Here is a 13,819-nt window from a genome sequence, read left to right as displayed (position 1 = left end):
TGTGAATCCACCATGGCACCAGCGAGCGGCGCTGGTTCACGCTGCGAGCTTTCGTGGTAGCGCATCGCGTCGCGCTTGGATGGATGGTGCACACGCTGATTTCGGGATTGACCGCCGTTGCCTTGAGCACTCTCCTAATCATGCCGATTGGGTAAGGCGGTCTCAATTGGCGGACTCGCGTTAGGACAGGTTCCTTGCCAGTTATCGCCCAAATAATAGGGGGAGCAGGTTTGTCGTTCGAGGTCGCGAGTGACATTTAGCTCTTCGCGCGACAACAGCCGCCGAAAAAAGGGGGTTCCGACAAACTCCTGGAGCCAAAAGGAACGTGCGCCACAGCCCGATGTTGTTTGCTCGCGGCAGGCTCTGCCTGCGCGCCAAAAATTAGGAGGAAGCGTCATGAAATGCACCGTGAGCACCATTGCTATCGCATTCGCTCTTTCGGCCAGCGCGGCGACCGCACAAACTACTCAACCGAACGTCTCCAGCGCTCCGAGCGCCCAAAACTCCGGCGCAGGGATAGCCGGCCAGCCAGGCAACAAAAATGGCCCAGCGTTGAAGCCAGGCGATACCGTTGGCTCCTCTAGCACTCAGCAGAATCCGACGACCTCGCAGCAAGACACTTCTAATATCAAAGGACTGCCAGGCAACAAGAGCGGGCCTGCGGCTAAGCAACCAAGCAAGTGATCCCATGCGGCTGCGCTTATGCTAGCCTTTGCCTGCCGTGCTATCCGTCAGGAAGGGCGCGGCACCGGCCACAGGACCTGCCTCTGGACGGGTCGCGGGGGCAAACCATCTTTCTGGGGCAAGCATGGCGGAGCAGGTTACAATCTTCTTCTATGGGTTGTTTATGGATCCCGACGCTCTCGAAGCTAAGGGGCTGCGGCCGCGCCAAGTCAGGCAGGCGTTTGTCGAGGGTTTTGCGTTGAAGCTTGGTGCGCGTGCCACGCTGGTCGCGAGCGGACACGGTCGAGTCTACGGCACGACAATGCGGCTTACTCACGCCGAGGTCGACCAATTATATTCAGATCCTAGTGTCGCTGCCTACCGGCCGGAGCCGGTGCTGGCGCAGTTGGCGGACGGCACGGCCGAACTCGCCCTTTGTTTCAACTTGCCGTCTTCGCCGCAGCGGACGAGCGGGAATCCCGAATATGTTGCTGCCTTGCAAGGCGTCGCACGGAAGATGGGATTGCCAGATGCCTACGTGGCGGGACTTTCCAGCTGATGCAACAGTACGATGCTCGCCGCTTCGGAAATCTAAACGTCCGATCGAGGAATGAGAAATTCTCTGCGGAAGGACGGCCCGGCTCAGCGCCTCTCGTCCGAGTTGACGCACAATATTCCGGAAAAGCTTGTGAGAAAACACAGGTGGCTGAAGTCGGACTGCTTACCTAGTGCTTACCCGGCGGGACGCCAAGAACGGCGAATGTCGCGTATCTTGCTGATTTTATTGGCGCACCCGACACGATTCGAACGTGTGACCTTTGCCTTCGGAGGGCAACGCTCTATCCAGCTGAGCTACGGGTGCTGATCGGGCCTCATTAGCCGATTGGCGGGAAGCGGGCAACCGCTTCTCGCCGACATCATCTCAGGCCGATCTGCATCTCAGGCCGATCTGCGTCGCGCCGGGGCCGGAACTGGCGCGCCCCGCGCGGCGGAGGCCGACGAATTCGGCGAGCAGGCGGTCGGCGCCGATGACGCGGTTGCGGCCGAGCCGTTTGTTCGCATGTAGCGCCTCGTCGGCGGCGCAGCACCCGGTCCGGGCCGCCGTCGGCTTCGCCCGGAATGTGGCTGGCGACGCCGGCACTGAGGGACGGCCGGCACTACCAGTTGTTGCATCAGCCGGACGGCGTAGGAATCGGCATCGTCGACCATCTTGCGCGATTTTGTCATCAGGCCACCGCCGCCACCGGCAAGGCTTTGGGCGAGGCGACGCCTGGGCCGAACAGCTTGCGCACGTCAGCGGCCGGTTTCGGCGCGCTGAACAGGTAGCCCTGCATCTCCGTGCAGCCGAGGTTACGCAGCATCTCGCGCTGGGCCTCGGTCTCGACGCCCTCGGCGACCGTGGTCATGTTGCTGGCGGCGGCGATGTTCACCACCGCCTGCACGATGACGGGCGCGCCGCTGGTCTCCGCGATGTCGGCGACGAAGCAGCGGTCGATCTTGATCTTGTCGAACGGGAAGCGCTTCAGATAGCTCAGCGAGGAATAGCCGGTGCCGAAATCGTCGAGCGCGATGCGCACGCCGATCGAACGGAGCTGATGCAGGATCGAGAGCGCGGCCTCGTCGTCGCGGATCAGCACGGCCTCGGTGATCTCGAGCTCGAGCCGGCGCGGGTCCAGCCCGGAGGCGGCGAGGGCGCCGGCGATCCGCAGCGCCAGCGTGTCGCATTTGAGCTGCACCGGCGAGACGTTGACCGCGACGCGCACATGCGCCGGCCAGGTCGCGGCCTCATTGCAGGCGGTGCGCAGCACCCAGTCGCCGAGCTCGTTGATGAGGCCGGTGTCCTCGGCCACCGGAATGAACTCCGCCGGCGAGACCATGCCGCGCTCGGAATGCCGCCAGCGCAGCAGCGCCTCGCAGCCCGAGACCTCGCCCGAGCGCAGATCGACCAGCGGCTGGTAGTGGATCTCGAAGCCGCCATTAACCAGCGCCCAGCGCAGATCCTGCTCCATGGCCAGGCGCGCCTTGGCGCTCGCATCCATCTCCGGTTCGAAGAAGCGGTGGGTGCGGCGTCCCTCGGCCTTGGCACCGTACATCGCAAGGTCGGCGTTCTTGATGAGCTGGTCGAGGTCGGTCCCGTCCTGCGGCGCCAGCGCGATGCCGATGCTGGCATCGGTGGAGAGCTGATGGCCGAGGCAGTGATAGGGCTGGCGGATCGCCTCGTAGATCCGCGTCACGAAGGACAGCACCTCCGCGGAGGACTGGATCCCCGTCTGGATGACGGCGAATTCGTCGCCGCCGAGCCGCGCGATCAGATCATCCTTCTTGAGGCAGCCGCGCAGGCGGGTCGCGATCGCCTTGAGCAGCCCGTCGCCGACATGATGGCCGAGCGAATCGTTGATGCCCTTGAATTCGTCGACATCGATATAGAGCAGCGCGAACTGGCAGCCCTCCGCCACCTTGGCCAATTCGCGCTCGATCTGCTCGCGGAACAGTGTGCGGTTCGGCAGGTCGGTGAGCGCATCGTAATGCGCCATGTGCGCGATCTTGTCGTGGGCGCGCCGTCGCTCGGTGACGTCCTCGACCACGCTGATGAGGTAGCGCGGTTCGCCGGAATCATCGCGGATGCTGATCCGCGTCGAGGTGATGTAGCGCATCCCCTTGGTCAGGCTCGGCCAGGGATGCTCGTCCTTGAACAATCCGGTGTCGGCGCCTTGCAGCGCCTCGCTGTCGTCCTCTGTGACGCGCCTTGCCGTCTCCTCGGGGTAGACGTCGAGGGGAGTCTTGCCGACGATGGCCTCGCGCGATCGGCCGAACTGCTCCTCGGCGGTCCGGTTGACCAGCAGATATTGCCGCGTCCGGGCGTCCTTCACCGTGATCTGCGAGGGGATATGGTCGATGATCTCGCGCAGGAACGTGTAGTTGCGGTCGCGCTCCTGCTCCAGATTGCGCCGGTCCGTGATCTCCTCGATCGTGGCGACCCAACCGCCTTGCGCGAGCGGGGTGTTGATGACGTGGAAGGCGCAGCCGTTCGGCAGATGATGGGTTCGCGCGGAGACCGTGCCTTCGGCGACGACCCGCATCACGTCGGCGCAGAATGCCTCGACGTCGCCATCGAACGCGCCGCGCTCCTTGCGGTGATGCATCGCCTCGAGAATGTGACAGCCGGGCTTGATGACGTCGTGGGAGAGGCCGAACATGTCGGCATAGCGGCGGTTGCAGATGACGATGTAGCCGTTGGCGTCGTACAGGATCAGCCCTTGCGACATGTTGTTGAGAGCGGTGTCGAGCCGCTGCCGCTCCGCTTCGATCCGTGCCTGGGCGTCTCGGTTCTGCCGGTTGATCTGGCGGATGATCAGATAGAGGATCATCGCGATCACGGCGGCCGAGAGCGTCGCGGTCGTGACCATGAAGCCCGTCTGCTGCCGCCAGTCCGCAAGCGCGGCGCTCATGGTGTTGGTGGCGACGATGACCAGCGGAAAATGGTTCAGCGAGGCGGCCGAGCCGAGCCGCTCCTCGCCGTCGAGGGGGCTCCTGACGCGAAGCGTTTGCTGGCCACCCCTGGTCAACACCTTCTGCATCAGCGGTGCGGTCTTGAAGCTCCTGCCGATCAGCTCCTCGGCATGCGGATAGCGCGCCAGCATCTTGCCTTCACGATCGAACAGCGCGATCGCCGTGCCTTCGGCCAGCGCAACCGACGCGAAATAGTTCTGGTAGGTGTCCGGGTCGATCCGGCGGACCATCGCGCCGAAGAAGGTGCCATCGATCCCGTGCAGCCGGCGCGCCACGATCGTGGTCCATTTGCCGATGATGAAGCTGCGGACCGATTCCAGGATGACCGGCTCGGACATCGGATCCGACTTGAAGGTCTGGAAATAGGCGCGCGAGGAGATGTTGATCTTGGGCAGCGGCTGGCTTCGCGACCAGTTGATCAGCTCGCCGTCGGCGTCGTAGATCGCGATGTCGCCGAGATAGGAGACCGAGTTGATCTTGCTGCGCAGCATCCGGTTCGCGGCCGGTCCCGACATGCGCTCGCGGAACATGGCGGCTGAATTGATCTCCGGCAGGTTCATCTGCCCGATCAGATCGGCGGCAACCACGTCGGAATCCTCGAATTGCTGATCGAAGTGGCGCGCGATCAGCTGCACGGTGTTTTCCAGCTCGCGCTCGCGATTGACCAAGGTCCGTTCGCGGAATTCGCCGACAGCCATGGCCGTGACGGCGAAAATCCCCGCGACCAGCAACACGCCGCACAGGGTCAGCCACAGCACCGGTCCGCGCCGAAGCGCTGCCTCCCAGCCGCGCCGAGCGGCTAAGGACATTCCGGCTGTCATCCGTGCAAAGACCTGGTGCATTCCCCCTCCCTGGAGGGACAGAAATACACCGCACAAATGGCGCAAACATTAGGAAAGCCAGTTACCTAAGCATTAATCCGGTTGCGCCGACGCGCTCTGATGCAGCGGGACGGGAATCACGCGGCGGTTGTGCGAGGCGCACACCAACCGCTGCGCTGCATCATTAATCGCGGCCTAATGCGGGGCGCCGGTGCTCTTATCGCCGCCGCCACTGCGGAGACGTCCGACCACGCCGGTCGGGAAGAAATAGACGCTGGCGATGAACAGCAGCCCCAGCCACAGCAGCCAGCGGTCGGGATGCAACAGGCCCGGCAGCAGCGGCAGGCCGGCTTCCGACGCCGCCTTGGAGGCAACGCCCATCAGCGATTGCAGATAGTTCTGCGCAAGGATGAAGATGGTGGCGCCGATGATGGCGCCGTAGATCGTGCCCATGCCGCCGATCACGACCATCAGCAGGATGTCCAGCATGATCGAGAAGCTGAGCGAGGTGTCGGGGCCGGCATAGCGCAGCCACAGCGCGTTCAAAATGCCGGCGCTGGCGGCAACCAGCGCCGCGAGGCAGTTGGCATAGGTGAGGTGGAAGACGGTGCGGAAGCCGAGCGCCTCGGCGCGGAAACGATTCTCGCGGATGGCTTGCAGCACGCGTCCGAACGGCGAGTTCACCACCCGCAGCAGCGCGAGGATCATCAGGGCCGATATCGCGAACACCAGATAGAAAGTCAGGATACGGCCGTTGATCTCGAAGCCGAACAGGCTCTTGGAGATCAGCACCGTGCCCGGGCGGAGCAGTTCGGGCAGCTGGAAGCTGCGCCCGTCCTCGCCGCCGGTCAGCCAGGACAGCTGCGAGGCCAGCACCTGGAAGGCGGAGGCGACCGCGAGCGTGATCATGGCAAAGAAGATCGCGGCGACCCGCAGCGAGAACAGGCCGATCGCGAGTGCGAGCAGTGCGGCCAGCGGCAGGCCCGTGACGATGCCGGTGGCGACCGCCGCCCAATTGGGACCCATGCCATACAGTGCGATGGCAATGGCGTAGCTGCCGATGCCGTAGAACATGGTATGGGCGAACGACACCGAGCCGGTATAGCCGAGCAGCAGATCGTAGGACGCGACCAGCGCGGCGAAGACGCAGATCTTGGCCGCCACATTCAGCGCCTTGGCACCTGGAAACAGGAACGGCGTCGCCGCCAGCGCCAGGATGATGACGACGAGGACGAGCGTGAGGATGCGGCTGCGCGGCGGATCGCCGGAAAGAATCATCATCGGCTGGTCACCGCATAGAGGCCGCGCGGACGCCACATCAGAATGGCGACCATCAGCAGGATGTTGGAGACGAGGGCGAGTTTCGGCACCAAAAAGCCGCCGTAATTGGCGACCATGGCGACCAGGATCGCACCGATGAAGCAGCCGCCGATCGAGCCCAGACCGCCGATGATCACGACGATGAAGATCAGAACGGTAAGATCGTCGCTCATGGAGGCGTGGACCTGCTCGCGGTAGAGCGCCCACATCACGCCGCCGAGGCCGGCAAGCGCCGATCCGGTCATGAACACGCCGAGGAACAGGCGGCGGATGCGATAGCCGAGCGCCTCGACCATCTCGCGGTTCTCGACGCCGGCGCGGATCAGTAGGCCGAGCTTGGTGCGGTTGAGCACGAGCTGGATCGCGATGAAGACGGCGAGGCCGATCAGCATCGCCAGTACGCGGTATTTGGCGATCGCGACGTCGCCCAGGATGAAGGAGCCGCGCAGCGAGGCCGGCAGCGGCATCGGAATGATCTGCGGTCCCCACAGCGCATAGAGCGTCTGTTCTGCAACAATGAGGCCGCCCGTGGTCATCAGGATCTGCTTCAGGTGCTGGCCATAGACCGGCAGGATCAGCACGCGCTCGACGACGAGGCCGAGCGCGCCGGAGACCGCCATCGAGAGCAGCGCGGCCGGGGCGAGCACCGCCAGGTTGATCCAGAGCGAATCCGCTTGGATGGAGGCGGCGAACGGCGCCAGCACCAGCGTTGCGATATAAGCGCCGACGGCGATGAAGGCGCCGTGGCCGAAATTGAGCACGTCCATCAGGCCGAAAACGAGAGTAAGCCCGGAGGCCATGATGAAGATCATCATGCCCATCGCGAGGCTCGCCGCGGTCAGTGTCAGCCAGGACGAGGTCGATCCGATCAGCGGGATCACCAGAAGCGCGAGCGCGACCGGCAGCAGGATCGGCGCGATGTCGCGCTTCGGCTTCGGCAGCGGGTCGGTCGCGGCAAGGTCGGTCACTGATGCGCCTCCAGGCTCAGGCCGAGCAGCCGCTCCTGCAGCGGCACGTCGGCGGCGAGCGCCGCCATCTCGCCGCGATGGACGATGGTGCCGTTGTCCATCACCAGCACGCTGTCGCCGAGCTCGCGGGCGGCGAAGAAATTCTGTTCGACCAGGAGAATCGTCGCGCCTTTGCGCTTGATCTCCTTCAGGCACTCGATCAGCGCCATGACGATGGCGGGCGCAAGGCCCTTGGTCGGCTCGTCGATCAGCAGCAGCTTCCGGGGCTCGATGATGGCGCGTGCGATGGACAACATTTGCTTTTGCCCGCCTGACAGGCTTCCCGCCCGCGACAGCCAGAACCGGCGCAGCGCCGGGAAGAAGCCAAAGATCCATTCCAGCTGCCTGTCGTCCATCGGCGCGTCGCGCGCCGCGAGGACGAGATTTTCCTTCACCGTGAGATCGGAGAACACCGCCATGCTCTCGGGCACATAGCCGACGCCGAGCCGCGCGATGTCGGGCGTGGCGCGGCTCTCGATGCGCTCGCCGGCGAGGGTGATCACGCCGGCGGAGGCCTGCCACAGGCCCATGATGGTGCGAAGCGTCGTGGTCTTGCCGGCGCCGTTGCGGCCGAGCAGCATCGTGACCTGTCCTTGCGGGACGGCGAGATCGATGCCCTGGAGGATGTGGTAGCGCCCGATATGGGTGTGCACGCTGGCAAGTTTGAGAAGGTCGGTCATGCGGCACTCTTCGGGGCGACGCCGAGATAGGCTTCCTGCACGATCGGCGAGGCGATCACTTCGGCTGGCGGGCCATCGGCGACAAGCTGCCCGTTATGCAGCACGATGATGCGATCGGCGAGCGAGCGCACCACGTCCATCTTGTGCTCGACCAGCAGGATGATCTTGCTCTTGTCCTGCTTGAGCTGTGCGATCAGGTTGAGGACAACGGGCACCTCGTCGATGCTCATGCCGGCGGTCGGCTCGTCGAACATGAAGACTTTCGGCTCCAGCGCGATCATCAGGGCGACCTCGAGCTTGCGCTGATCGCCATGCGACAGCGCGGTCGCGGCGACGCCGCGGCGATTGCCGAGCGCGACCTGGTCGAGGATGGCATCGGCGCGCGCGATCAGGTCGCGGCGCACCATCCAGGGCCGCAGCATGTCGTAATGGGTGCCGTTGGCCGCCTGCACTGCGAGGCGGACATTCTCTTCCACTGACAGGTTCGGGAACAGATTGGTCAGCTGAAACGCTCGGCCGAGACCCGCACGGGTCCGCAGCGGCGCGGAATGCTGGGTGATGTCGGTGCCGTCGAACAGGATGCTGCCGCTCGATGCGCGCAGCTGGCCCGAGATCAGATTGAAATAGGTGGTCTTGCCGGCACCGTTCGGCCCGACGATGGCGGTCAACTCGCCCGGGCGGAACGTGCAGGTGACGCTGTTGACCGCGACATGGCCGCCGAAGCGGATGGTGAGGTCGCGGGTTTCGAGGGTGAGGGGCATTGAGATTTTGCAAGTGACAGAATGAAGATATGTCCGCGATCTCGGTGGGCTCCCTCCCCCGCTTGCGGGGGGTGGGGAGAGGGTGTTTCCGCGAGGCGAGGACTCCCAAGAGGTGAGAGCCCTCTCCCGGCCTCCCCCGCAGGGAGGTGAAGAAAGAAAGCTCAGCGCTTGTTCTTCACCGGAACGTCCATGTCTTCGATCTTCAGCTCGCGCACCGGCTCAAGCACGGCCCAGGCGACGTTCGGATCGACCTTGACCTTGAAGTGGTACATGCTCTGCAGCGCCTGATGGTCTTCCTTCCGGAACACCATCTTGCCCTTCGGCGTGTCGAACTCCATGCCCTCCATCGCCGTGATCAGCTTCTCGGTGTCGGTCGACTTCGCCTTGGTGACGGCGGCGACGACAGACATCGCGGCGGCGAACCCACCGGCGGTGAAGAAGTCCGGCGGCGCGTTGAAGCGCTTCTGGTGCTCGGCGACGAGCCAGTCGTTCACCGGGTTCTTCGGGATGTCGTAGTAGTAATAGGTGGCGCCTTCCATGCCGGGCAGGCCCTTATAGGCGGCGAGCGCCGGCAGGATATTGCCGCCGGTGGAGAGCTCGATGCCGTAGCGCTTCGGATCCATGTCCTGGAGCTTGGCCAGCGGATTGCCGGCGCCGGCCCAGATCACCCAGATGATCTTGCGGCCCGGCTTGTCCTTCAGCGCGTCGAACAGACGCTGGCCGACCGCGGTGAAGTCCGTGGTCGTGGTCGGAGCATATTCTTCGGCGGCGAGCGTCGCGCCGGTCTTGGCCAGCGCCTCCTTGAAGGCGGCAACGCCGTCGCGGCCGAACGCGTAGTCCTGCGCCAGCGTCGCAACGGTGACGCCCTGCTTGCCGATCGCGACCGCGTTCGAGATCGCGTCCTGCGAGGAGTTGCGCGCGGTGCGGAAGATGTAGCGATTCCACTTCTCGCCGGTAATCTGGTCCGCGACAGCGGGCTCGACGATCAGGATCTTCTTGTTCTCCTCGGCGACGGGGAGAATGGCGAGCGCGGCGGCCGACGAGGTCGTGCCGATCGCGATATCGGCCTTGTCGTCCTGATAGGCTTCGGCGAGCGCGGCCTTGGACAGGTCCGGCTTGCCCTGATCGTCCTTGGTGATGACGACGATCTTGCGGCCGTCGATCGTCATGGTGCCCTTGGTAGCGTATTCAAAACCCATTTGCAGCCCAGTCTCGGTCTGCTTGGCATAGGCCTCCAGCGGACCGGTCTTGCCGTAGATCAGCGCGACCTTGAGGTCGTCGGCCCGTGCGGAGGTGCCCGCAGCGAGGGCTAGAATGGTTGTTGTTATGATGAGCGATCGACGCACGATGGTCCCTCCTGATTCAAAGTTTCTCGGCAACAGCGATTTGCACAAGCTCGCAGATATTGCAATTGCACCTTCCGGCGAAGCGCGTCGGCCTACGAGCCTGCATCATTTTTGAGCCTGCCGCAGGGCGTGGGATGCGCCGGCGGCGGCAGCTCCCTCGGCTTGACGCCGATCCGACTGCGCCTCGTCCGCACTCTCGAAAATATGCGGCGCAACGCCGCGCCGCTCCAGCGCTTCGCCGAGCTTGATGCGCAGGAACCCCGACGTGGTGTAGCGCGACACGCCGGAATAGAAGCGATCGACGAGGCTGCGGACCATGGCCGAATAATCGTCCATCAGCTCCGGCAGGATGGAAAAGTTGTCATAATTGACGATGGCGTAGACCCGGCGGCCGAGCGGCGCGAGCCTCGCCTCGACGATATCAGCGATGGTGTCGATCTCGGCCCGGCTGCGCAGCGGATAGCGTTCCAGATTGACGAAGAACAGGTTCTGCTGCTCGTCCAGCGTGAAGCGCTGGTCGAGCGGGACGGTGAGCAACCGCTCGCGCAGCTCCATCAGGCCATCGCGAAAGATCCGCTCGTCCATCAGCGCGGGATCGCGCGGGATCAGCGGCTTGAAGTCCATCAGGCGCAGGATGTCGCGCTCGATGTCGATGCCCGGCGCGACTTCCGAGAGCTCGATTCCGTCCGGGCGCAACACGAAGACGCAGCGCTCGGTGACATAGATCACGCGTTGCCCGCGCGCCGCCGAGACGGCGCCGCTGAAGGTGACGTGCTCGACATGATCGACGAATTTGCGTGAGCTGGCTTCCTCGAGGATCGACAACCTGCCGTCGTTCACCGCGATGCGTTGCCGGCCTGCGCCGAAAGTGCCGACGAAGACGACCTCCTTGGCGTTCTGGCTGATATTGATGAAGCCGCCCGCGCCCGCGAGCTTCGGGCCGAACTTGCTGACATTCAGGTTGCCGGCGCGGTCGACTTGCGCCAAGCCAAGGAAGGCGGCGTCGAGGCCGCCGCCGTCGTAGAAGTCGAACTGGTAGGGCTGGTCGATCACCGACTGGGTGTTGATCGCCGCGCCGAAATCGATGCCGCTCGCCGGAATGCCGCCGATCACGCCGGGTTCCGCCGTCAGCGTGATCAGATCGATGATCCGCTCTTCATTGGCGACCGAGGCGATCCCCTCCGGCATGCCGATGCCGAGATTGACGACGCTGTTCGCCTTCAGCTCGAGCGCGGCGCGCCGCGCGATGATCTTGCGCTCGCTGACCGGCATCACCGGCAGCGAGGCGGCGCGGACGCGGATCTCGCTCGAATAGGCCGGATTGTAGGGCGTGCCGAAGGTCTGCCAATGGTTTTCAGGCTTCGCCACGACGACGCAGTCGACCAAAACGCCGGGGATCTTGACCTGGCGCGGATTGAGGCTGCCGCTCTCGGCGACGCGTTCGACCTGGGCGATGACGATGCCGCCGGAATTATGCGCGGCCATGGCGATGGCGAGCGCTTCCAGCGTCAGCGCCTCCTTCTCCATGGTGAGGTTGCCGTCGGCGTCGCCGGTGGTGGCGCGGATGATGCCGACATGAATCGGAAACGTCTTGTACAGCAGGCAGTCCTCGCCGCCGATCCGGATCAGCTCCACCAGCTCTTCGGTGGTGCGCGCATTGAGCTTGCCGCCGCCGTGCCGGGGGTCGACGAAGGTGCCCATGCCGACGCGGCTGATGTGGCCGGGCCGGTGGGCCGCGATGTCGCGGAACAGGTGCGTGATCACGCCCTGCGGCAGGTTATAGGCCTCGATCTGATTGGCGATCGCAAGCTGCTGCAGCTTTGGCGCAAGGCCCCAGTGCCCGCCGATCACGCGGCGGACCAGGCCCTCATGCGCGAAATGGTTGAGGCCGCGATGCTTGCCGTCGCCCTGACCCGCGGCATAGACCAGCGTCAGATTGCGCGGCTTGCCTTGCGTATAGGGCGCGTCACCCTCGTTGGAGAGATAGAGCTCCTCCAGCGCGATCGCGATCTCCTCGGCAAAACCGATGCCGACGAAGCCGCCGGTCGCCACGGTGTCGCCGTCGCGGATCAGCATGACCGCTTCCGCCGCGCTGACGACTTTGCCCTTCTCGGCGTTGCGCAAATAGGGCAAGGCAGGATGCTGGCTCATGGCATTACCTCCCATGTCAGTCGCGGACCGCATGCCCGTTCTTCTCGCTTGCCTCTATTCGTAGCGCGTGGAGCGGCTGGCGACCAGCCGCTCCGGCCTCGCGGGGGGCCGCGCTCAGCCCATTCAGGGCTGAGCCGTCTTGCGCGTCTCGGTGGCGAAATAGACCGACACGACCGTGATGATCGCGAGCGCGATCATGTAGAGCGAGATCGGCCAGGTCGCCGGCGCGTAGGCCGTCATCAGTCCCGTCGCGATCAGCGGCGACAGCGCGCCGGCGAAGATCGAGGCGAGATTATAGCCGAGCGAGACGCCGCTATAGCGCACCTTGGTGCCGAACAGCTCGGACAGGAAGCTCGCTTGTGGGCCGTACATCGCGGCATGGCCGACAGCGAGGCCGAGCACGATCGCGATCCAGGCATATTGCGGGTTCTTGGTCGCAAGCAGCATGAACAGCGGGAACGACATCAGCGCCGAGAACACCGCGCCGAAGATGTAGATCGGCCGCCGCCCGACGCGATCGGAGAGCGCGCCGAAGGCGGGAATGGTGAAGGTCTCGATCGCGGCGCCGATCAGCACGCCGTTGAGCATGTCCTGCTTGTTCATGCCGAGCGATTGCGTGGCATAGGCGAGCACGAAGGTGGCGTAGATGTAGAAGAAGCCGTTCTCGGCAAAGCGCGCGCCCATCGCGAGCAGGATGTTCTTCGGGTACATCCTGATCGCCTCCAGGATCGGCATCTTCACCTCCTGCTTGGTGTCCTTGACCTTCTGGAACTCCGGCGATTCCGCGATGGTGAAGCGGATCCACAGGCCGACCAGCACCAGCGCGATCGAGAACAGGAACGGGATGCGCCAACCCCAGGCATAGAGCTGGGCGTCGGTCAGCAGCGCCGACACCACCGAGAACACCAGCGTGCCGAGCACGAGGCCGAGCGGCGCCCCGAGCTGCGGCCAGCTGCCATAGAAACCCTTCTTGTCCGCGGGCGCATGCTCCACTGCCATCAGCACCGCGCCGCCCCATTCGCCCCCTAGGCCAAAGCCCTGGATCAGCCGGCACGCCACCAGCAGGATCGCGGCCCAGATGCCGGCGGTCTCGTAGGTCGGCAGGAAGCCGATCGCCGCGGTCGCCGCGCCCATGATCAGCAGCGTCAGGTAGAGCATGGTCTTGCGGCCGATCTTGTCGCCGTAATGCCCGAACACGACGCCGCCGAGCGGGCGCGCGATGAAGCCGAGCGCGTAAGTCGCGAACGCCAGCAGCGTTCCCATCATCGGGTCGAAGGTCGGAAAGAACAGCTTGTTGAAGATCAGCGCCGCGGCGGTGCCGTAGAGGAAGAAGTCGTACCACTCGATGGCCGTGCCGATCAGGCTCGCGGTGGCGACCGTGACGTGCGAGGGTTGCTTTGCCCCGAGTTCATTGACGGTGATCGCTCCACTCATCTGGCGTCCTCCCTGGTTTTGCGAATGCGCATGTGCGGCATGCGTCATTGTGCAAAGCAAAGAGCAAACGTCGCGCCAGATGCCGAGGACCTGGGCAAAATGCCGGAAAATCCAGCAGATTCAGCG

Annotated in this window: 10 protein-coding genes and 1 tRNA gene; 2 read left to right on the top strand and 9 right to left on the bottom strand. The window is 64.5% G+C overall.

What is annotated here, in order from left to right; translation table 11 throughout:
• The first annotated feature begins 396 nt into the window (after nucleotides 1-396).
• On the top strand, nucleotides 397-684 hold the full coding sequence (locus tag AC5V87_RS38880; RefSeq protein ID WP_456841569.1) for a hypothetical protein: 288 nt from the start codon (nucleotides 397-399) through the stop codon (nucleotides 682-684).
• Between the two features lie 124 nt (nucleotides 685-808).
• The gene (locus AC5V87_RS38875) at nucleotides 809-1,222 is read left to right on the top strand and encodes a gamma-glutamylcyclotransferase family protein (RefSeq protein WP_456841568.1); all 414 of its coding nucleotides are present in this window, start codon (nucleotides 809-811) and stop codon (nucleotides 1,220-1,222) included.
• A gap of 226 nt (nucleotides 1,223-1,448) precedes the next feature.
• Here AC5V87_RS38875 and AC5V87_RS38870 read toward each other — a convergent pair.
• From AC5V87_RS38870 to AC5V87_RS38830, 9 genes are all read right to left on the bottom strand, one after another.
• Nucleotides 1,449-1,525 (bottom strand) — tRNA-Arg (locus AC5V87_RS38870).
• 364 nt (nucleotides 1,526-1,889) lie between these two features.
• On the bottom strand, nucleotides 1,890-5,015 hold the full coding sequence (locus tag AC5V87_RS38865; RefSeq protein WP_495369618.1) for a bifunctional diguanylate cyclase/phosphodiesterase: 3,126 nt from the start codon (nucleotides 5,013-5,015) through the stop codon (nucleotides 1,890-1,892).
• Between the two features lie 174 nt (nucleotides 5,016-5,189).
• Nucleotides 5,190-6,275: a branched-chain amino acid ABC transporter permease gene (locus AC5V87_RS38860; RefSeq protein ID WP_495369617.1), complete on the bottom strand. Its 1,086-nt coding sequence runs from the start codon at nucleotides 6,273-6,275 to the stop codon at nucleotides 5,190-5,192.
• On the bottom strand, nucleotides 6,272-7,282 hold the full coding sequence (locus AC5V87_RS38855; protein WP_495369616.1) for a branched-chain amino acid ABC transporter permease: 1,011 nt from the start codon (nucleotides 7,280-7,282) through the stop codon (nucleotides 6,272-6,274). The genes AC5V87_RS38860 and AC5V87_RS38855 overlap by 4 nt, the downstream gene beginning before the upstream one ends.
• Nucleotides 7,279-8,001 carry an ABC transporter ATP-binding protein gene (locus tag AC5V87_RS38850; RefSeq protein WP_495369615.1) on the bottom strand — a complete coding sequence of 241 codons (723 nt, stop codon included), beginning with the start codon at nucleotides 7,999-8,001 and terminating at the stop codon, nucleotides 7,279-7,281. Before AC5V87_RS38850 ends, AC5V87_RS38855 begins: the two co-directional genes overlap by 4 nt.
• Nucleotides 7,998-8,762, bottom strand: coding sequence for an ABC transporter ATP-binding protein (locus AC5V87_RS38845; protein ID WP_456841562.1), 765 nt, complete (start codon nucleotides 8,760-8,762; stop codon nucleotides 7,998-8,000). The genes AC5V87_RS38850 and AC5V87_RS38845 overlap by 4 nt, the downstream gene beginning before the upstream one ends.
• A 161-nt stretch (nucleotides 8,763-8,923) precedes the next feature.
• Nucleotides 8,924-10,108 (bottom strand): substrate-binding domain-containing protein, encoded by a 1,185-nt coding sequence (locus AC5V87_RS38840; RefSeq protein ID WP_456841561.1) that lies wholly within the window; start codon nucleotides 10,106-10,108, stop codon nucleotides 8,924-8,926.
• A 105-nt stretch (nucleotides 10,109-10,213) separates the two neighbouring features.
• Nucleotides 10,214-12,259, bottom strand: a complete 2,046-nt coding sequence (locus AC5V87_RS38835; RefSeq protein WP_495369614.1) for an acyl CoA:acetate/3-ketoacid CoA transferase — start codon at nucleotides 12,257-12,259, stop codon at nucleotides 10,214-10,216.
• A gap of 123 nt (nucleotides 12,260-12,382) precedes the next feature.
• Nucleotides 12,383-13,693 carry an MFS transporter gene (locus AC5V87_RS38830; RefSeq protein ID WP_495369613.1) on the bottom strand — a complete coding sequence of 437 codons (1,311 nt, stop codon included), beginning with the start codon at nucleotides 13,691-13,693 and terminating at the stop codon, nucleotides 12,383-12,385.
• Nucleotides 13,694-13,819: the final 126 nt, after the last annotated feature.

This window comes from Bradyrhizobium sp. SOJA106, assembly GCF_059448745.1.
The sequence above is the reverse complement of the archived record's forward strand: the minus strand, read 5'-3'. Positions and strand labels throughout refer to the sequence as shown.